A 19,496-nucleotide genomic window follows, 5' to 3' on the forward strand; every position below is an offset into this window, starting at 1 on the left:
GTCGGTCCGTGAATCGTCACTGCGACCCCTTTTGGGAGAGCGTCCATGAAGTTTGAGTCCTACTGGCTTGATACGGCGCCGGCCTTCACCGGTGCCCGCACCCATCCTCCCGAAGGTCACTATGATGTGGCCGTCATCGGCGGTGGTCTTACCGGGCTGTCCGCGGCGCGCACTTTGGCCCGTGGAGGCGCCCGCGTGGCCCTTCTGGAGGCCGGGCGCGTGATCGGCGAAGCGTCCGGTCGCAACGGCGGGCAGTGCAATACCGGTGTGGCCCAGGACTACGCCAGCATGGTCGACCAGCTCGGCCGCGAGCAGGCCATGCTCCATTATCGCAGCTACAGCGAGGCGGTGGCCTCTGTCGAGCAGGTGATCGAGGAGGAGGGCATTGCCTGCGACTATCTGCGTCGCGGCAAGCTCAAGCTCGCCGCCAAACCCGAACACTACGAAAAGCTTGCCCGGACCTGTGAGGCGATTCGCCGCGATGTCGACCCTGACGTGGCGCTGCTCTCCAGAGAAGAGGCGCGGCGTGAGGTGGATTCACCAGCCTTTCATGGCGCGCTCTGGCAGAAAAACGGCGGCCAGATGCACATGGGTCGCTTTGGTGCGGGGCTGGCCGAGGCGGCCGTGCGTCACGGCGCGCATCTTTTTGAACATACCCCCATGAACGGCGTTGAGCGCGAGGGCGAGCGCTATCGACTGACCACGCCGAACGGCGAGTTTCTGGCCAACGATGTGCTGTTGGCCACCGGCGCCTCTCAGGTTGGTCCGCTGAACTGGTTTCGTCGTCGGATGGCACCGGTGGGCAGCTTTATTGTGGTCACCGAGCCGCTCTCGAAGGATCAGTGCGCTCAGCTGATTCCCCATCGTCGGGCGTGCGTGACCAGCCGCATCATCGGCCACTATTTCCGCCTGACCCCGGATGATCGCCTGCTGTTCGGCGGACGCGCCCGTTTCGCCATGTCCGGTGGCAAGTCCGACGCCAAAAGCGGCGAGATTTTGCGCCGTGGCCTTGCCGAGACCTTTCCGCAGCTTGGCAACACGCCGCTGTCGCACTGCTGGGGCGGGCTGGTGGACATGAGTCGCGACCGCCTGCCGCACGCCGGTCGCCATGACGGCATGTACTACGTCATGGGGTTCAGCGGCCACGGTGTGCAGATGTCGGTTCACATGGGCCGCATGCTGGCCGAGATGATGCTGGGTCAGCGCAAGGAGTATCCCTGGCACAGCGATGACTGGCCGGCGATTCCCGGCCATTTCGGCAAACCCTGGTTTTTACCTCTGGTGGGCAGCTGGTATCGCCTGCAGGACCGGCTGCACTAGTCAGGAACACGAACGTCCAGAACAACAGGACAGCTCAAGGCTGTCATCGATGCAGCGCTGTATCCGAATGCAATAACAATTTCAGGCAGAAGGAGAAGGCTCATGACACACAATAAACAGGGTGATGACGGATTCGTCTCCCCGGAGCAGAGCCTGCAGGTCTATCGCGCCATGCAGGCCGGACTGTCCCGCCGTCAGGCGCTGAAAATGCTGGGTGCGGCTGGCATTGTGGCCGCAGGCAGCGGCATGTGGCCGGGCCTGTCGCGCGGCTGGGCAGCTCAGGCGCAGCCCGAACCCAAACGTGGCGGGCGCATTCGCATGGCGGCGCACTCGTCCTCCTCGAGCGAGTCGCTGGACCCGGCGAAGGGCTCCACGGCCATTGATTACGTACGCGCCTACACCTTCTACAATGGTCTGACCCGGTTCAACGAGCAGCTCGAGCCGCAGCCGGCGCTGGCCGAGACGTTTGAAAGCAGCGACAACGGCGATCGCTGGGTATTTACCCTGCGCCCGGAGGTCACCTTCCATGATGGCAAATCGCTGACGCCGCAGGACGTCATCTATTCGATCATGCGCCACAAGGACCCGGGCGTCGGCTCCAAGGTGCTGTCGATGGTCGAACAGATCGGCAGTATCAAGGCGCTGGACGACCGGCGCATCGAATTCAACCTGACCTCACCCAATATCGAACTGCCCTCGATTCTGGCGATTTCCCATCTGGTGATCGTGCCCGATGGCACCACCGATTTTTCCAAGGGCATCGGCACCGGGCCGTTCAAGTGTCAGGAGTTCAGCCCCGGCGTGCGCTCGGTGGCGGTGCGTAACGAGAGCTACTGGCGCGAGGGTTATCCGCATCTTGATGCCATCGAGATGGTAGGCATCAGCGACGAGTCAGCGCGCGTCAATGCACTGCTCTCCGGCGATGTCCAGATGATCAACAACCTCACCGGGCGCAACGCCGATCGCATCAAGCAGGGCGATGGCCACAGGGTCAAGGCCACCAATTCGGGCAACTACACCGATCTGATCATGCGGGTGGATCAACAGCCCGGCAGCCGGCCCGAGTTCGTCGAGGCCATGAAATATCTCTTTGATCGCGAGCAGATCAAGCACGTGGCCCTGCGCGGCTACGGCGAGATCGCCAATGACCAGCCGATCGCACCGTCTTCCCCGTATTATTTCGATGGCCTGCCACAGCGTGAATACGATCCCGAGCGGGCTGCAGCGCTTTTGAAAAAGGCCGGCGTCTCCGGTGCCCGCGTGCCGATTGTGGTCTCGCCGGCGGCCAATTACTCCGAAGAGATGGGCCAGCTGCTGCAGCAGTCTGCCGCCCAGGCCGGGCTCAATATCAACCTCAATCGGGTGCCGGGTGACGGCTACTGGTCCAATCACTGGATGAAGCACCCGCTGGGCTTTGGCAACATCAACGCGCGCCCCACGGCCAATATTCTTCTCTCACAGTTCTTTGCCTCAAAGGCACCCTGGAACGAGTCGGGCTGGAAAAACGAGCAGTTCGACCAGCTGCTGGTGGCTTCCAGAAGCGAGCCCGATGTCGCCAAACGCAAGCAGATGTATGCCGACATGCAGACCATGATTCACAACGAGAGCGGCATCGGCATTCCGGTGTTTTTGAGTGATGTGGAAGGTTATGACGCTCGCATCGGCGGCATGGATCAAACCATTCCGCTGGGCAGCTTCATGGGCTACATGTGCGCTGAAAACATCTGGTGGAACGCGTAAGGGCACTGTTGCCTTTCCTGTCACTGCGGCCATCGAATCAGGCGCGGAATCCCGGATTGCCCGCGGTTTTCGCGCCCCGACCGGCCCCCAATCCGGAGGCGAAGAATGCGCAACACCATGCCCAAACTGGTGCTGGGACGTCTGTCCTCAAGTCTTTTGACACTGTTTCTGGTGTCGCTGGTCATTTTTGCCATTACCTCCCTGCTGCCGGGTGACACTGCCCAGCAGATCCTGGGGCAGTTCGCCACGCCCGAGCAGGTAGCGGCACTGCGCGTTGAGCTGGGGCTCGATCAGCCGGCACTGCTGCGCTACTGGCACTGGCTGAGCGGTTTTGCCACCGGTGATCTGGGCATGTCGGCCAGTAATGGCATGGCAGTGTCCCAATTGATGAATGACCGGTTGCCCAACTCGCTGCTGCTGGCGGCCATTACCACTGCCATTTCCGTGCCCGTGGCCCTGCTCATGGGGCTGGTGGCGGCCATGCGTCGCGGCGGCAACGTGGACCGGGTGCTCAATATCGTGACGCTGTCCATGGTGGCGGTGCCGGAGTTTCTGGTCGCAACGATTGCCGTGCTGATCTTTGCTGTACATCTGGGCTGGCTGCCGGCCCTTTCCTATGTCTCGACGGTCGATAATCTGGGCGATTTCGTGCGGATCTACGCCATGCCGGTGCTGACGCTGTGTTGCGTATTGATTGCGCAGATGGCGCGCATGACCCGCGCAGCGCTGATCGATCAGCTCGACAGCGCCTATATCGAAATGGCGCGGCTCAAGGGGGTACCCCCCATGCGTCGCGTGCTGCGCCATGCCCTGCCCAATGCGGTCGGGCCGATCGCCAATGCCGTGGCGCTGAGCCTCTCCTACCTGCTGGGCGGGGTCATTATCGTCGAGACGATCTTCAACTATCCGGGTATCGCCAGTCTGATGGTGGATGCCGTGTCCAACCGGGATCTCGCCCTGGTTCAGGCTTGCGCCATGCTCTTTTGCGGCGCCTATCTGATTCTGGTGATGGTGGCCGACTTGTGCGCGATCCTTTCCAATCCGAGGCTGCGAAACCGATGAGTGAGACCCATGCCATGCCACATCGTCGCCCAGGCTTGTCACCACACCAGGCGTCCCGCCGGCGCATGAGCCAGGGAAGCCGACTGCCGATCGCCACGCCTGCACGGCGCAACAAACCCCGTTTGAAGCTGACCCGCTGGATCGGGCTGAGTGTGTTCGGCGCGTGGGTGCTGATCGCCATTTTCGGTCCTCTTTTTTCGCCCTATCCGATGGGCGCCTTTGTCTCCGATGAGATCTATGGCGGCATGAGTGCTGCCCACTGGCTGGGCACCGACTACATGGGGCGCGACATGCTCAGTCGCATTCTGACCGGGGCCCGCTACACCGTGGGACTGGCCGTGGTGGCAGCCCTGCTGTCGAGTCTGGTGGGGGCGGGATTTGGCATGCTGACCGTCCTGCTGCCGCGCTGGCTGGAGGAGGGCATACGCCGCATCTTCGACACCCTGATTTCGATTCCCAGCAAGATGATGGCGCTGGTCATGGTGTCCGCCTTTGGTACTTCCATTCCCCTGTTGATCATTGCAGCCGTGCTCAGCTATGCCCCTGGGGCCTTTCGCATCTCGCACAGCCTGGCGACCAACCTGGCCACGCTCGAGTACGTTCAGGTGGCCCGGACCCGCGGTGAAGGACGCTTTTACATTGCTGCCGTCGAGATCATGCCCAACATGATCCAGTCGGTACTGACCGACATGGGCATGCGCTTTGTCTTCATCGTGTTGCTGCTCAGCGGCATGAGCTTTCTGGGGCTGGGCGTTCAACCACCGGCGGCGGATCTGGGCTCGCTGGTGCGTGAAAACATCGGCGGGTTGAGCCAGGGGGCGCTGGCAGTCATTGCCCCGGCGCTGGCCATTGGCACGCTGACCATCGGTGCCAATCTCTTGATCGACAGTCTGTCCAACAGTCGCGGCTCGCAAAAGGAGTGACATCATGCTGGGAGAATCACTCTCCGTGCGCGATCTCAGGATCTGCGCCACCCCGCCGGGCGGTGAGGAACGTGTCATCGTCAACGATATCCATTTTGAACTGGCACCGGGAGAAGTCCTGGCACTGATCGGTGAGTCAGGCTCGGGCAAGACCACCATTGCGCTGGCCATGCTGGGCTATGCCCGCAGTGGCTGTCGCATTGCCGGTGGCAGCGTGCGCCTGGGCGAGACCGATATCCTGTCGCTCAATCCCGTTCAGACCCGTGCGCTGCGCGGGCACCGGGTCTCCTACATCGCCCAGAGTGCGGCCGCGGCGTTTAATCCCTCGCGCACGCTGATGGACCAGGTCATTGAGGGCGCGCTGATTCACGGCGTCATGAGCCGTCAGGAGGCGCGTCAAAAGGCCGTGTCGCTGTTTCATGATCTGGCCCTGCCGGAGCCTGAGCACATCGGTGAGCGCTATCCGCACCAGGTCTCCGGCGGGCAGCTGCAGCGCGTGATGGCAGCGATGGCGCTGATTACTGACCCGGCACTGGTCGTGCTCGACGAGCCGACCACCGCGCTGGATGTCACCACCCAGATCGAGGTGCTGCGCGCCTTCAAGCAGGTAATGCGCGAGCGCGGCACCACGGCGATCTATGTGTCACACGATCTGGCCGTGGTGGCGCAGATGGCGGATCAGGTGCTGGTGCTGCAAAACGGCGAGACCCAGGAGCACAACACCACGGCGTCCATTCTGGAACAGCCGGCGCACGACTATACCCGCAGCCTTTTGGCCGCGGCCCGCCCGCAGGATCACCTGTCTCCCGTGGAAGGCCGCCACGGCGCCGAGCTGCTGGATATCGATGACCTGCAGGTCGGCTATGGCGCGCGCGATACGCACGGTCGCCCCGAGAACGTGGTGCTTGAGCACATCAATCTGCATCTGGTGCGCGGTCAGGCGCTGGGCGTGATCGGGGAGTCGGGGTCGGGCAAGTCGACGCTGGCCCGTGCAGTGGCGGGGCTGGTGGCGCCGTCTCATGGAGCCGTCCAGTTTGATCGGCGCGAACTCTCGACCACGCTGCGCGGACGTACGCCGGAGCAGTTTCGCCGTATCCAGATGGTCTTTCAAAGTGCCGACAATGCACTCAACCCGGCCCACAGTGTCCAGCGCCTGCTCAATCGGCCGCTGGAGACCTACTTCAACCTGGACCGTCGCGCCCGTCGTGCCCGCGTCGAGGAACTGATGGATCTGGTGAAGCTGCCGCGCAACCTGCTGGAGCGCAAGCCCGGCGAGCTCTCCGGCGGTCAGAAACAGCGCATCAACCTGGCCCGGGCGCTGGCGGCCAAACCGGATCTGATCCTGTGTGATGAGGTGACGTCGGCCCTCGATACGGTCGTCGGCGCGGCCATTCTGGAGCTTCTGGTCGAACTGCGCCGCGAGCTGGGCGTGGCCTATCTCTTTATCAGCCATGACATCTCCACCGTACGCTCGCTGTGCGACGACGTGATGGTGCTCTATCAGGGGCAGTGCGTGGAAAGCGGGCCGTGCAGGCAGGTATTGAACACCCCGCAGCATGAGTACACGCGCCGGCTGATCGGCTCGGTGCCTGAACTGCGGCAGGGCTGGCTGGAAAGCCGGCCACAGCGTCGCGAGACGGCAGTGCCGGTGGCATGAATCATTACCAACAGGCAGGAGAGGACAACATGAGCAGACCGGTGCTGAACGACCCGTCACTCTGGCAGGTCGCAGGGTTTATCAACGGTCAGTGGTGCCGCGCCGATGATGGCACGACCATCGATGTCATTGACCCGGCCAGTGGCGAGACACTCGCTGGCGTGGCCGCCATGGGCGCAGAGGAAACCCGCCGTGCCATTGCCGCCGCCGAGGCGGCCTGGCCCGCGTGGCGCGCCCGCCCGACGGCGGACCGGGCGTCGCTTTTGATGCGCTGGCACGATCTGATGCTGGACAATCTTGAAGACCTGGCGCTGATCATGACCCGCGAGCAGGGCAAGCCGCTGGAGGAGTCCCGCGGTGAGATCCGCTACGGGGCAAGCTTTGTGAAGTGGTTTGCAGAAGAAGCCCGCCGTGCCTACGGCGAGACCATCCCTGCACCGACGGCAGATCGACGCATTCTGGTCCTCAAGCAGCCGGTGGGCGTATGTGGGGCGATTACGCCGTGGAATTTCCCCAACGCCATGATCACTCGCAAGTGCGCCCCGGCGCTGGCCGCGGGCTGTCCGATCGTGATCAAGCCCTCGGAGCTCACCCCCCTGTCGGCGCTGGCGCTGGCGGTATTGGCCGAGCGTGCCGGCTTCCCGCCCGGCGTGATCAACATCGTCACCGGCCTGCCGGAGGGCATCGGTGGCGAGCTGACCGGTAACCCGGTGGTGCGCAAGCTCTCCTTTACCGGCTCGACCCGTGTCGGGCGGCTTTTGATGCGCCAGTGCAGCGAGGAGATCAAGCGCCTGAGCCTGGAGCTGGGGGGCAACGCGCCGCTGATCGTCTTTGATGATGCCGACATTGAGCTTGCCGTGGCCGGTGCCATGGCGAGCAAGTTTCGCAACGCCGGTCAGACCTGCGTGTGTGCTAACCGCATTCTGGTGCAGTCCGGCATTCACGACCGTTTCGTGGCGCGCCTGGAAGAAACGATGGGCGCGCTCAAGTGCGGCAACGGCATGGACAAGGGCGTCAGTATTGGCCCCTTGATCAACGATCAGGCCGTGGAGAAGGTAGCAGCCCATATCGATGACGCGCTGAACCACGGCGCACAGCTGGTCTGCGGCGGCGTGCCTGATGGCCACAGTCGGCAGGTGGTGCCGACCCTTCTGACTGGCGTGACCGAAACCATGCGGATTACCCGCGAGGAAACCTTCGGCCCGGTGGCACCGATCATGCGATTTGAGACTGAAGAAGAGGCGCTGCGCATGGCCAATGCCACGCCGTTTGGTCTCGCGGCCTACTTCTTCACCGAAAGCATGCGCCGCGCCTGGCGCGTCGGCGAGGCACTGGAGTTCGGTATGGTGGGGCTCAATACCGGTGCGATCTCGATGGAAGTGGCGCCCTTCGGCGGCGTCAAGCAGTCGGGGCTGGGGCGCGAAGGCGCGCGCCAGGGCCTTGACGAGTACTTCGAGGAAAAGGCATTCCACATGGGCGGACTATCGTAAATCAAGCGGATCATCGCAAATAAGGACGACCGTAGACCAGAACGGTAATGGCTAAACGGCCCGGCAGATGCCGGGCCGTTTTACGTGGTCTGGACCTCGATGATGACCAACTTTAACCATTCCAATGAAATAAATATTAAATACAGCGCCTGCGGGCACTTATGAGGCTACCTTGAAAAGGTGTGATGGCATGAAGAAATGAGGGGCAGGCATGGCCTGTCTCAATGGAAACAGTTCGGTGCCCATCGGGACTGACCTGTTGAAGAGCGTCACAAGGTGGCGCTTCATAAAAGGAATTAGACAATGGCCGACACCACCGTTGGAACCGTGCGTGAGTCGATCGATCGCGTCTCATGGGGCAGTGTCATTGCAGGTGTGGTGACCGTGCTCGCCATTTCCGCCATTCTGTCGCTGCTGGGAACCGCCATCGGTTCCAGTGTGATCGACCCCATGTCGAACAACCCCTTTGACGGGCTGGGTACGGCCTTTGGCATTTCCTCTGCCGTGTTTCTGGTGATCAGCTTTGCTGCCGGTGGTTTCGTGGCGGGGCGACTGGCCAACGTGCGTGGTTTTATCCATGGTTTTTTGAGCTGGGCGACCGCGACGCTGATATCGATGGTACTGATCGGGTTTGCCGCCGGCAGTATCGTCTCCGGCGGCGCCAGTGCGGTGGGCTCGATCGTTTCAGGGGCCGGTCAGGTCACCGGCAGTGTGGCAAAGGGGCTTGGCAGTGCCACCTCTTCTCTGGGCGAGCACCTCAGCGAAAACTTCGATTTTTCCCCTGATGGCGATTCCCTGCTGGAGGATCAGAACCTTCAACGTCAGGTCAGTCAGGTACTGCGTGATACGGATACCGGCTCACTGCAGCCCGAGTATCTGAGCAATCAGGCGCAGGCGGCTGGTGATGATATTCAGACCGCTGCCCGCCATCTGGCCAGTAACCCTTCCAATTATGAAGCCATCCTCAAGGAGCTGGTCGACAAGCAGCAGGCGCGTCTTGAAAACATCAAGCAGGACGTTGATCGTGATGCGCTGGTCAATGCACTGGCCAGCAACACCGACATGAGCCAATCCGACGCCGAACAGTTTGTTGATGAATCCATGGCCCGACTCGATGAGGGCGTGGCACAGATGAAACAGCAGGTCGATCGTCTGGACACCTACATCCAACAGGCGCAGCAGGAGCTGGCCGAGGCCGAGAAATCGCTGCGTGAAGGGGCTGAACAGGCCGCCGAAAGCCTGCGCAACTCTGCCATGATGGCTTTCGTTGCCATGGTCATCGCTGCCCTGATCAGCAGCTTTGCCGGGCTTTTGGGCGGCAGGATGCAGACGCGTCATGATGTGCAGACCCGTCGTCGTTAAGCGCGGGGCTGTCCATAAGGACGATCCATCAGGGCATTTCATCAGGACATTCAAGGGTTGATTGCCCCAAAACGCCCGGCCATGTGCCGGGCGTTTTATTGTGCCTTTCATGTCCGCCGGCCCCGGCGGTATTCAGTAACCGCGCTGGCGGTCGACCTGTCCGATCATGGCGTCGCCACGCTGATGGCGGCGCAGGTTTTCAAGCAGCACCGGGAAAGCGGTATCGGGCTGGGTCATGGCCGCGACATGTGGCGTCATGAGAATGCGTGGGTCATGCCAGAAGGGATGATCCGGCGCCGGTGGTTCCTCGGCCAGCACATCCAGCACCGCGCCGGAGAGCTGGCCGCTGTCCAGTGCCCGGGCAAGGTCGGCCTCTACCAGATGGTCGCCGCGCCCCATATTGATCAGTGATGCCCCCTGCGGCAGACGCTCAAACAAGGCGTGATCGAGCACGCCGCGGGTATCCCGGGTCAGCGGCAAAACGCAGATCAAAATGTCGCATTCGGATAAAAACGCATCGAGTGTTTCAACGCCGGCATGGGTGGTGATGCCGGGCAGGTTGCGCGGCGTGCGCGCCCAGCCGCTGATCTGAAAGCCGTAGCCCTTGAGATGGCATGCGATCGCACCGCCCAGCTGCCCGAGCCCCAGCACCCCAATGCGTCGCCGGCCGGCAGGAACAAGCATGTGGGCCTGCCAGTGTCGGTCGTGCTGCTGGCGCACGTAATCACTCATGTGACGATGCCGCCAGAGCGTGGCGAAGGTGGCATATTCGATCATGCCCTGCTCGATGGCAGGGTCCAGCATGCGCACCACGGGAAGCCCGTCAGGCAGGACGCCCGGGTCGAACTGATCGATACCGGCGGAGGTGGCGAACAGCACCTCAAGGTTGGGCAGCAGGGTAGCGATATCCTCCGGCGGCTGCCAGGCCAGTAGATAGCGGATGTCTTCGGGGTCGCCAATGTCCGGCCACTGGCGAAACTCGATATCCGGGGCGTGCTCGGCAAACAGGGCCTGCCAGCGTCGGCCGCGGTCGGGATCGGATTTGTACAGCAGTGCCATGACAGGGCGCCTCACGATGGTTGGACAGGTCTTCTATCGTGCCCTTGATCAACGCGCATGCGATACCGTTATGGGGCGCTGCGCGACGTGAATGGTCCGAATTTCGGGTTTCGAGCGCAGATTGCACTGTCGGGAAGCCGCCTCAGTGAATCATGCCGTGCAGCCCCCGGGATTCAGTGCGATCCGCGGTAACGGGGCGAAATACGCACGTCACCTGAGGCCGCGGGCATCGTAGTCTGGAAAGCATGGCAGAGAGGCTCGCCCATAACGGGCCCGAAGTCGACCAGAGCGAAGAGGAGCTCAAGGGATGCAGCTGACGGATTACCCAAGACTGTGCATTGCCGCACACGGGGTGTTGATGGATCGCGACACGACGATCATCGCAGGGCTTGCGCCGCTGCTGGAACAGATGCGAGACCCACCGGCGCAGGACCAGGTGCTGGCGGATTACTTCCGGGCCCTGCATGCGCTGACCGATGCCGACATGAACACGGTGTCGGCCCACTGCGTGGTCTACTGCGCGCTGGCCCGCGAGTGGGGGCTTGAAAGTGACTGGCAGGCCGGTATTACCTTTGCCGGCACGGTGGATGCCGGCACGCTCTATGAAGATGCCCCGGGCGCCATTCACTATCTGCGCAAGTTCTACCGGCTCAGTGTGGTGAGTTCACTCGATGAACGTGAATTTGCAGCGCTGGACGCTCGGATCGGGCTTGCCACCCACGAGCGGCTGGCCACCGGCAGCTTTGTAGCCGCCCGGGCTGCCATCCACGAGATCGTGAAGGACCCCGAGGTGCTTCTGGTAAGCGCAGGGCCTGCGCCGACGTTACGCGGTGCGGGCTATTGTCGCATTACACGATCAAGGCCGGGCCAGGCGCCTTTTGGTGCGCCGACGACGTGGCAGTTCACATCGCTGGGTGACTTCATCGGCGCGCATCAGCTTGCCCTGCGTCGTGAAATCATTTAGACAGGGGAGGCGACCCCCGCACACTCTGGCAGCAGCAGGCGGGCCCGAAGACACAAAAAAAAGGCGCTTCATGGTGGGTTCCGTTCGACTCGATCGCATCGACATCAATATTCTGGTTCAGCTACAAAACGATGGTCGCATGACCAACGTGCATCTGGCCGACGCCGTCGGCCTCTCTCCAAGTCCTTGCCTGCAGCGAGTCAAGCGACTTGAAGGTGCCGGCTATATCACCTCGTTTCAGGCGCGCCTTGATCTGACCAAAATGCTGGAAAGCGTGACCGTGTTTACCGAGGTCACCCTGTGTGATCATCGCCGGGAGGATTTTCTTCGCTTTGAGCAAAGCATTCGCGAGATCGACGAGCTGATGGAATGTCACCTGATCAGTGGGGGCTATGATTATCTGCTGCGCTTTATTGCCCGCAGCATTGCCCACTATCAAAGCGTGATGGAGGCACTGATCGAGCGCGAAATCGGCATCGAAAAGTATTTCAGCTACATCGTGATTAAATCGCCCATCGTCAAGGAGCAGCTCCCGCTGCGCACGCTGCTGTCAGGCAGTCCTGGCAGCGCCTGACGTCAGAACACAAAAAACCCGATGCCTGGCACCGGGTTTTTTTTGATGGCGAAAAACTCAGCGTTTGTTCAGGTCCAGCGGGTCGTCACGACCGGTCGGTTCGTCACGTGGAGCATCGTTGTCATCCCATGGGGCATCGACATTGTGGCGACGGACTCGTGACGGCGTGCTGCGCTCGCCGTCATGTTGGCCGGTGACGAGGTCATCCTCGGAAAGCGGTAGTGGCGCCTCGCGATCAGCGAGCATGGCTGGGTCAGCGTGAGCGTTGTCATGCCCGGACGTCACCTTCGGCGCCGTGCCGGCCCCCATGCTTCCAGTCAGTCCTTCTCCGTCGCGGTGTTCGACGCTTTTTTCGTCAATGTCGACGGGGTCGTGTCGCTCCAGAATATCCTCGATGCGATCCAGATCGGCCACCAGTGCTCTAACGGCGATCACGGTGGCGCCGCGTTCTACATTGCGGTCGTACGCGCTGGTGTCCTCGGAATGATCATGCTTGCCAAACAGGCGCTGCCAGAAGCTCGGCTTTTTCTCCTCTTCGCTTGCTTCATGTGACACGGCGCTGTCGTGTTCAGTTTGCGCATGACGGTTGATGGCACTTTCAGGGATGCCGGCATTGCGCAGATCCTGCATGGCGGCGTCAGCGTTGGCTTCGGTGTCATATACGGCAACAACGAGTTGTTCTTCCATGACCTGTACTCCTGTGGTGTACCCCGGATGGCCCATGGCCGATGTCGTCCATTCGGTGACATCGACGTCATGACGTCATTTCACCGCAGGGGCATCGATCATCAGGCCGGGACACCCTTCAATCTGGCAGGTCGGCAGCGGTTAGCGAATCCTTTCGCATTCTCTTTGGTATCAGGCCCGTTACTGTGGGGTAATCCCGGCGATGACACGCCCGGCCTCGATCGACTCGCCCGCCTGGACCTGAAGGGTAAGGAGGCCGCTGATCTCGGCCGCAATCTGTATCTCCATTTTCATCGCTTCCATGATCGCGATCACATCACCCTCGTTGACCCGAGCGCCGTCCTCGACCTGCCAGGCCAGCAGCGTGCCGCTGATGGGTGCCGTAACGTTGCCTTCTGTCGACGCCTGCTGCGTCTCGACGGCAAGGCCTGCCTCACTTGAGCCAAAATGCTGAAGCAGCGCGGCGGGCAGCCCGATGCGGTGGCGCTTGCCGTCGATATCGATCATGGCGTGCAGCATGCCGGGTTCGGTGGCCGGGGGCTGGCGAGGTGCCCACTCCAGAGCCGTGTCCTGAAAGTCGGTCTCGATCCAGCGCGTATGCACGTTGAACGTGTCTGGGCCGGTGAAATCCGGGTGCGCCATCACCGCGCGATGGAAAGGCAGTGTTGACGCCACGCCTTCAATCTCGAAATGCTCAAGCGCGCGTCGCGCCCGGGCGATGGCCTGTTCGCGGGTGGCGCCGGTGATGATCAGCTTGGCCATCAGGGAATCGAAATGGCCTGAGATGCGCCCGCCGCTCATCACGCCGGTATCCAGGCGCACGCCAGCGCCGGTGGGGGCCGTGAAGACGTCGACGGTGCCGGGCGTGGGCAGAAAGCCCTTGGCGGCGTCCTCGGCGTTGATGCGAAATTCGAAGCTGTGGCCGCGCGGCGTCGGCGTTTCGGTAAAGGAGAGGGGATGACCTTCTGCAACGCGCAGCTGCTCGATAACCAGATCCACGCCGGCCGTCTCTTCGGTGACGGGGTGTTCCACCTGCAGGCGCGTGTTGACCTCAAGAAAGGAGAGGGTGTCGTCGCTGGCGAGCAAAAATTCGACCGTGCCGGCACTGATATAGCCGGCGCTGGTGCAGATGTCGTGGGCGGCCTGATGGATCCGCTGGCGCTGCTCGTCGCTTAAATAGGGGGCTGGGGCTTCCTCGACCAGCTTCTGATTGCGCCGCTGCAGCGAGCAGTCGCGGGTGCCGACCACCACCACATTGCCGTGGGTATCGCCCATGATCTGGGCCTCGATATGGCGCGGGCGATCAAGATACTGCTCGACAAAGCACTCGCCGCGGCCGAAGGCGGCTTCGGCCTCCCGGACCGCGGAGTGATAGCACTCGGCGACTTCGTCCATGCGCCAGGCCACCTTGAGACCGCGCCCGCCGCCGCCAAACGCCGCCTTGATGGCGATCGGCAGGCCCACCTCCTCGGCAAAGGCCACGACGTCCTCGGCGTTTTTTACCGGGTCTTCGGTGCCGCGAGCCAGCGGGGCGCCCGCCTTGAGCGCCAGTCGCCGTGCCTGAACCTTGTCCCCCAGCACATCGATGGTGTCCGGGTTCGGACCGATCCAGACGAGCCCTTCGTCCTGCACGGCGCGGGCAAAGTCGGCGCGCTCGGAAAGAAACCCATAGCCCGGGTGAATGGCATCAACATGGGCACGACGGGCAACGTCGAGCAGCTTCTCAATTGACAGATAGCTTTCCCCGGCGCGTTCACCGCCCAGGCCATAGGCTTCATCGGCCAGGCGCACATGCAGGGCGTCGAGATCCCCTTCGGCGTAGACGGCAACGGACGTGACGCCGTAATCGCGGCAGGCGTGAATGACGCGCACCGCGATCTCGCCACGATTGGCAATCAGAACCCTTTTCAGGGGGCGCAGGCTGTTGTTCAGCGGGGGATGTGTCTCGGGGGCATTCATGACGTGACCTCATGCAGGCTGTTCTCACCGGCCAGCGGTGCGAAACGGGTAAGCGGATGAAAGCGAACGGTGGTGCCGGGGGGAATCTGCCCGGCCAGGTCCAGATGGTGATCGGCCACACAGGCGATCACCGGGTAGCCACCGGTCAGCGGATGATCGGCCAGAAACAGTACCGGCTGACCGCTGGCCGGCACCTGCAGGGCGCCGGTGACCGTGCCCTCGCTGGGCAGCTCTTCGCTGCGCTGGCGCGTCAGTGGGTGCTCACCTTCAAGTCGGATCCCGACCCGGTCGGAGTGTGGAGTGACCTGCCAGGTCTGCTCGCACAACAGGGTCAGCGCTTCATCGGTAAACCAGTCACTGCGCGGTCCCATGATGATATCGAGCGTGATGCACTCACCGGCACGAGGCAGATCGAATTCCGGCGACTCACCGAGCGACAGTGCCGTGATGGCAAGCCCGGCAGAATGCAGGGTATCGCCGCGCGCTAGCGGTGCCGGCCCGAGTTTTGCCAGCGTATCGGTGGCACAGCTGCCGAGCACCGGGGCCACATCAAAGCCGCCGCGCAGGGCCAGATAGCAGCGCACGCCGGCCGTGGTCGCACCCAGCGTCAGGGTGTCGCCTTCGGCGAGCTCAATGGGCTGCCAGCGTGCGCCGTCATGCCGGGTGCCCTCGGCGGTTTTGATCGATACCGTGGTTTGCGCGCCGGTCACGGCCACGATGGTGGGTCGGTGGCAGCGCAGCGACAGCCCACCCTGGGCGGTCTCGATGACCGTGGAATGGGAGGGGTTGCCGACAATTCGGTTGGCACTGCGCAGGGCACTTTTGTCCATGGCGCCAGCACCGGAGACGCCCTGGCCGGTCTGGCCTTCACGGCCGAGGTCCTGAAAAAGACTCTGAAGCCCGGGCTGCAGGACTTCCAGGCAAGGCGTGGTGTCGGTAGTCGAGGGCTCGGAAGTATCGCGAGGCACGCTGATGCTGACCCGCTCGGGCGCATCTCCGGTAGCGCTGAAGCACACACGCATGCCGGGCTGGAGCAGCGCGGCCGGCTCGCGATGGATGTCCCACATTTCAAGCGGTGTCGTGCCGATCAGCTGCCAGCCGCCGGGGCTGTCGGTCGGGTAGATTCCGCTGAAGGTGCCGGCCAGTGCCACGGAACCGGCCGGAATACGGGTGCGAGGCGTATCGCGCCGGGGCACGTCAAAGCCTGCACCGCCGGCCAGATAGGCAAAGCCTGGCGCAAAGCCGCAGAAGGCAACCTGATACTCATGTGCGCCGTGACGCCGGATCACCTCGTCGGTGCTCAGCGACAAATGTCTTGCCACGTCATCAAGGTCCTCACCGTTGTAGTACACGGGAATCTCGATCAGCTCGCCGTGCTGGTGGCTGGCACCAACGCTGACAGGGCATGCCATCAGCGTATGGCTCAGCTGTTCGGCGCTGATGCGTGCCGGCATGAAGCTCACCAGCAGGGTACGCGCGGCCGGAATGACGTTGGTGACCCCGCTGATCGGCGCTCGCTGGAGCTGGTCAAAAAGCCCCAGTGCCTGCGACAGGTCATCCAGCTCGACGAGCAGAGTGCTCAGATTGACGGGAAGTATTCTCACAGGAACTCCTGAAAGCGTGCCGTGGCGTGTCGGTCAGACGTGATAGCGGTTGCCCGGCACATCGGTAATGAACATGTGCCCGGGGGCGTGGGTGAGGGCAAAGGGCACATTCGAGGCCATCACGGCCGCCTGCGGGGTCACGCCACAGGCCCAGAACACCGGGATTTCACCGGGCTCGATACGTACGGGATCGCCGAAGTCGGGTTGGTCGATGTCCCGGATACCCAATGCGCCCGGGTCGCCCACATGAATCGGGGCACCGTGAACGCCGGGGTAGCGTGCGGTGATGGTGCTTGCCCGGGCAATATGGGCGGCCGGGAGCGGACGCATCGAGACCACCACCTCGCCCCGTAGTCGCCCGGCCGGACGACAGGGCAGAGTGGTGCGATACATCGGCACGTTGGTGTTGTCGGTGATGTGGCGAACCTCGATGCCGGCCTCGATCAGGGCGCTTTCAAAGGTGAAGCTACAGCCGATCAAAAAGGTGATCAGATCCGGATGCTCCTCCCAGCAGGGCCTGGCATCATCGAGCTCCTTGATAAGCACGCCGTCGCGCCAGAGCCGGTAGCGCGGCAGGTCGGTGCGAAGATCCGCGCCTTCGGCAAGGACGGTGCGCCAGTCGCCGGGATCGCTGACCTCCAGTACCGGGCTGGCCTGCGGATTGCGCTGGGCATAGAGCAGAAAATCCCATGCCCAGTCACGTGGCAGGGCGATCAGATTGGCCTGGGTCATGCCCGGGGCGAGTCCGGCAGTGGGCCGACGCTCACCGGCTCGAAAGCGCTCGCGCGCCTGACGGGCCTGCTCGAGTGCGCTCATGGCCCTGTCTCTGCAAAGGCCTTGAGCTTGATGCCGCTTCTGGCCAGTCGTGATCGTACGGCAGCCGCCAGTGCGACGGCGCCGGGGCTGTCGCCATGGACACAGATGGAATCGGCCTGAAGGGCAATGTCGTGGCCGTCGATGCACTCGATCACGCCCTCTCGCGCCAGACGCTGCATCCGTTCGGCGACCTGGTCGGCATCGTGGAGCACGGCCCCCGCTTCCCGGCGCGAGACCAGGCTGCCATCACGGTTGTAGGCGCGATCGGCAAAGGCCTCGGCGGCCACGCGCAGGCCGGCCTTGCACGCCCACTCGTTCAGCGGCGACCCGGCCAGCGTCATCAGGACCAGGGAGGCATCGACATCATCAATGGCGGCCAGCACGGCATCTGCCTGGCGCCGGTCGTGAGCAATGGTGTTGTAGAGCGCCCCGTGTGGCTTGACATAGCGCACCTGCGTGCCGGCGGCGCGGGCCAGTCCCTTGAGGGCGCCGATTTGATAGATCACATCGGCGCGCAGTTCATCGCTGGCGATGTCCATGTTGCGTCGGCCAAAACCCACCAGATCCGGATAGCCGACATGAGCACCGACCGTGACGCCATGGCTGGCCGCCGCCTTCAGGGTGCGCAATATGCCGGCCGGGTCGCCGGCATGAAAGCCGCAGGCGACGTTGGCGCTGGTGACAATACCGAGCATGGTAGCGTCATCACCCATGTGCCACTGGCCGAAGCTTTCTCCCAGATCGCTGTTTAAATCGATAAAGGACATGTGAGGCTCCTGTTCAGGAAGACAGTGTCAAAAGGTCAGGCAGACGGTGTCAGAAAGGCAAAGATCGGGCCGATGGCGTTAAAGCCCATATACCAGGTGAGCGCGCAGACCACGGCGCCGGAGACCAGCAGCCAGCGTGGGTAGCGATGGCCGTGCATCAGGTCACTACGCTGCCAGGCCACGTAAATGAACAGCGTCAGCCCTACCGGCAAAATCAGGCCGTTAAAGCCACCGACAAACACCAGTAGCGCAGCGGGCGGGGTGCCTATCGACACGAAGGCGATCAGTGAGATGGCGATGAACACCAGTGTGGCGCGGTTACGTATGCCCTCGCTGATGCCGGGGCGAAAGGCGCTTAAAAAGCTCATGGAGGTGTAGGCCGCCCCGATGATGCTGGTGATGCCGGCGGCCCACAGAATCAGGCCAAAGGCGCGCAGGCCCAGCTCTCCGGCGGCGGCCTGAAAGGCCTGAGCGGCCGGGTTGGCGCTCTGACTGGACACGTCGATGATCACGCCGCTGGCCACCACGCCGAGAATGGCGAGAAACAGGATGTAGCGCATCAGCCCGGTGACCAGGATGCCGCGCAGTGCCGCCTTCGAGACGGTCTCGACGTTATCGACGCCGCCCAGGCCGCGGTCCAGCAGACGGTGGGCACCGGCATAGGTAATGTAGCCGCCGACGGTGCCGCCCACGATGGTAGTGATGGTGGCGAAGTTGATGGTGTCGGGCATCACGGTCTGGCGCAGCGCCTCGCCCACGGGCGGGTTGGACGCGATGGCGACGAACACCGTCATCGCCATCATCAACACGCCCAGCACGATGATGATGCGATCGATGGCCACGCCGGCGCGTCGGGAAGAGAAAATACCGGCGGCAATCACGGCGCTGATCAGCCCGCCCCATGTCGTGTCCAGCCCCAGCAGGGCATTGAGCCCCAGGCCTGCGCCGGCGATGTTGCCGACGTTGAAGGTCAGTCCGCCAATGATGATCAACACGGCCAGCAGATAACCACTGCCGGGCAGCGCCGCGTTGGCGACCTCGGGGGCGCGCATGCCGGTGACGGTGACCACCCGCCAGATATTGAGCTGTACCACCAGGTCGATCAGGATCGAGGCCAGAATGCCGAAGGCAAAGGCCGCGCCCATTGTGGCGGTAAAGGTAGCGGTCTGGGTGATAAAACCGGGGCCCACGGCCGAGGTGGCCATCAAAAAGACGGCACCAATCAGTGAGGCACGTCGGGAGCGGGCGAACCCGACGTCAGGAGTATCTGCCATGTCAAAGGCTCCGAAAGAGGAAGGGGGCACAGGCCATACCAGCAATTGGCGTGCCACAATGGGCTGATCGGCCGGATTTTGTAGGTGTTGCCCGTGTTGATTGTTCAACAATAGCCCCGAAGGCGACGTGAAGATATTCGACTTGCGTTCCATTTCGGCGCAACAGAACGCGATGAGGCTCTTTTTTGGTGCGCGAGTTCGGGGCGAGAGGCGAGCTTGTCGGCAGCCCCCTTTATCG

16 protein-coding genes are annotated in these 19,496 nt (G+C 62.8%); 9 read left to right on the plus strand and 7 right to left on the minus strand.

Annotation, left to right across the window (positions count from 1 at the left end; genetic code table 11):
* Positions 1–45: 45 nt before the first annotated feature.
* The 7 genes from KSP9073_RS02660 to KSP9073_RS02690 all read left to right on the plus strand — a co-directional run bounded on the left by KSP9073_RS02660 (position 46) and on the right by KSP9073_RS02690 (position 9,554).
* Complete coding sequence (locus KSP9073_RS02660; protein WP_108841397.1) at positions 46–1,320, plus strand: NAD(P)/FAD-dependent oxidoreductase; 1,275 nt, start codon at positions 46–48, stop codon at positions 1,318–1,320.
* A 102-nt stretch (positions 1,321–1,422) separates the two neighbouring features.
* Entirely contained in the window at positions 1,423–3,060 is a 1,638-nt protein-coding gene (locus KSP9073_RS02665; RefSeq protein ID WP_108841398.1) for an ABC transporter substrate-binding protein, read from the plus strand.
* 105 nt (positions 3,061–3,165) lie between these two features.
* A complete protein-coding gene (locus KSP9073_RS02670; protein ID WP_108841399.1) occupies positions 3,166–4,122 on the plus strand; it encodes an ABC transporter permease in 957 nt (318 codons plus the stop codon).
* Between the two features lie 65 nt (positions 4,123–4,187).
* Entirely contained in the window at positions 4,188–5,045 is an 858-nt protein-coding gene (locus KSP9073_RS02675; protein ID WP_108841400.1) for an ABC transporter permease, read from the plus strand.
* Positions 5,046–5,049: 4 nt separating this feature from the next.
* Entirely contained in the window at positions 5,050–6,702 is a 1,653-nt protein-coding gene (locus KSP9073_RS02680; protein ID WP_207771392.1) for an ABC transporter ATP-binding protein, read from the plus strand.
* A gap of 29 nt (positions 6,703–6,731) precedes the next feature.
* Positions 6,732–8,192 carry an NAD-dependent succinate-semialdehyde dehydrogenase gene (locus tag KSP9073_RS02685; protein ID WP_108841401.1) on the plus strand — a complete coding sequence of 487 codons (1,461 nt, stop codon included), beginning with the start codon at positions 6,732–6,734 and terminating at the stop codon, positions 8,190–8,192.
* Between the two features lie 303 nt (positions 8,193–8,495).
* Positions 8,496–9,554 carry a CAP-Gly protein gene (locus KSP9073_RS02690; RefSeq protein ID WP_108841402.1) on the plus strand — a complete coding sequence of 353 codons (1,059 nt, stop codon included), beginning with the start codon at positions 8,496–8,498 and terminating at the stop codon, positions 9,552–9,554.
* A 132-nt stretch (positions 9,555–9,686) separates the two neighbouring features.
* Here the strand turns inward: KSP9073_RS02690 and KSP9073_RS02695 are convergent, their stop codons facing one another.
* A complete protein-coding gene (locus tag KSP9073_RS02695; protein ID WP_108841403.1) occupies positions 9,687–10,613 on the minus strand; it encodes a 2-hydroxyacid dehydrogenase in 927 nt (308 codons plus the stop codon).
* Between the two features lie 307 nt (positions 10,614–10,920).
* Here KSP9073_RS02695 and KSP9073_RS02700 point away from each other — a divergent pair, with 307 nt between their 5' ends.
* A complete protein-coding gene (locus tag KSP9073_RS02700; protein WP_108841404.1) occupies positions 10,921–11,577 on the plus strand; it encodes a hypothetical protein in 657 nt (218 codons plus the stop codon).
* Positions 11,578–11,647: 70 nt separating this feature from the next.
* Complete coding sequence (locus KSP9073_RS02705) at positions 11,648–12,151, plus strand: Lrp/AsnC family transcriptional regulator (RefSeq protein ID WP_108841405.1); 504 nt, start codon at positions 11,648–11,650, stop codon at positions 12,149–12,151.
* 57 nt (positions 12,152–12,208) lie between these two features.
* Here KSP9073_RS02705 and KSP9073_RS02710 read toward each other — a convergent pair whose 3' ends face one another.
* The 6 genes from KSP9073_RS02710 to KSP9073_RS02735 all read right to left on the minus strand — a co-directional run bounded on the left by KSP9073_RS02710 (position 12,209) and on the right by KSP9073_RS02735 (position 19,258).
* Positions 12,209–12,838: a hypothetical protein gene (locus KSP9073_RS02710; protein WP_108841406.1), complete on the minus strand. Its 630-nt coding sequence runs from the start codon at positions 12,836–12,838 to the stop codon at positions 12,209–12,211.
* A gap of 180 nt (positions 12,839–13,018) precedes the next feature.
* A complete protein-coding gene (locus tag KSP9073_RS02715) occupies positions 13,019–14,797 on the minus strand; it encodes an acetyl/propionyl/methylcrotonyl-CoA carboxylase subunit alpha (protein WP_243409082.1) in 1,779 nt (592 codons plus the stop codon).
* The gene (locus KSP9073_RS02720; RefSeq protein WP_108841407.1) at positions 14,794–16,401 is read right to left on the minus strand and encodes a 5-oxoprolinase subunit B/C family protein; all 1,608 of its coding nucleotides are present in this window, start codon (positions 16,399–16,401) and stop codon (positions 14,794–14,796) included. Before KSP9073_RS02720 ends, KSP9073_RS02715 begins: the two co-directional genes overlap by 4 nt.
* Before the next feature lie 33 nt (positions 16,402–16,434).
* A complete protein-coding gene (locus tag KSP9073_RS02725) occupies positions 16,435–17,217 on the minus strand; it encodes a putative hydro-lyase (protein WP_108841408.1) in 783 nt (260 codons plus the stop codon).
* The gene (locus KSP9073_RS02730; RefSeq protein WP_108841409.1) at positions 17,214–17,984 is read right to left on the minus strand and encodes a LamB/YcsF family protein; all 771 of its coding nucleotides are present in this window, start codon (positions 17,982–17,984) and stop codon (positions 17,214–17,216) included. Before KSP9073_RS02730 ends, KSP9073_RS02725 begins: the two co-directional genes overlap by 4 nt.
* 35 nt (positions 17,985–18,019) lie before the next feature.
* Positions 18,020–19,258, minus strand: coding sequence for an NRAMP family divalent metal transporter (locus tag KSP9073_RS02735; RefSeq protein WP_108842005.1), 1,239 nt, complete (start codon positions 19,256–19,258; stop codon positions 18,020–18,022).
* Positions 19,259–19,496: the final 238 nt, after the last annotated feature.

This window comes from Kushneria phyllosphaerae (genome assembly GCF_900312995.1).
Lineage (GTDB): Bacteria > Pseudomonadota > Gammaproteobacteria > Pseudomonadales > Halomonadaceae > Kushneria > Kushneria phyllosphaerae.

Bases quoted from the DNA above. Each gene is read 5' to 3' on its own strand.
- KSP9073_RS02660 (WP_108841397.1), top strand. From the start codon at position 46: ATGAAGTTTGAGTCCTACTGGCTTGATACGGCGCCGGCCTTCACCGGT.
- KSP9073_RS02665 (WP_108841398.1), top strand. From the start codon at position 1,423: ATGACACACAATAAACAGGGTGATGACGGATTCGTCTCCCCGGAGCAG.
- KSP9073_RS02670 (WP_108841399.1), top strand. From the start codon at position 3,166: ATGCGCAACACCATGCCCAAACTGGTGCTGGGACGTCTGTCCTCAAGT.
- KSP9073_RS02675 (WP_108841400.1), top strand. From the start codon at position 4,188: ATGAGCCAGGGAAGCCGACTGCCGATCGCCACGCCTGCACGGCGCAAC.
- KSP9073_RS02680 (WP_207771392.1), top strand. From the start codon at position 5,050: ATGCTGGGAGAATCACTCTCCGTGCGCGATCTCAGGATCTGCGCCACC.
- KSP9073_RS02685 (WP_108841401.1), top strand. From the start codon at position 6,732: ATGAGCAGACCGGTGCTGAACGACCCGTCACTCTGGCAGGTCGCAGGG.
- KSP9073_RS02690 (WP_108841402.1), top strand. From the start codon at position 8,496: ATGGCCGACACCACCGTTGGAACCGTGCGTGAGTCGATCGATCGCGTC.
- KSP9073_RS02695 (WP_108841403.1), bottom strand. From the start codon at position 10,613: ATGGCACTGCTGTACAAATCCGATCCCGACCGCGGCCGACGCTGGCAG.
- KSP9073_RS02700 (WP_108841404.1), top strand. From the start codon at position 10,921: ATGCAGCTGACGGATTACCCAAGACTGTGCATTGCCGCACACGGGGTG.
- KSP9073_RS02705 (WP_108841405.1), top strand. From the start codon at position 11,648: ATGGTGGGTTCCGTTCGACTCGATCGCATCGACATCAATATTCTGGTT.
- KSP9073_RS02710 (WP_108841406.1), bottom strand. From the start codon at position 12,838: ATGGAAGAACAACTCGTTGTTGCCGTATATGACACCGAAGCCAACGCT.
- KSP9073_RS02715 (WP_243409082.1), bottom strand. From the start codon at position 14,797: ATGAATGCCCCCGAGACACATCCCCCGCTGAACAACAGCCTGCGCCCC.
- KSP9073_RS02725 (WP_108841408.1), bottom strand. From the start codon at position 17,217: ATGAGCGCACTCGAGCAGGCCCGTCAGGCGCGCGAGCGCTTTCGAGCC.
- KSP9073_RS02730 (WP_108841409.1), bottom strand. From the start codon at position 17,984: ATGTCCTTTATCGATTTAAACAGCGATCTGGGAGAAAGCTTCGGCCAG.
- KSP9073_RS02735 (WP_108842005.1), bottom strand. From the start codon at position 19,258: ATGGCAGATACTCCTGACGTCGGGTTCGCCCGCTCCCGACGTGCCTCA.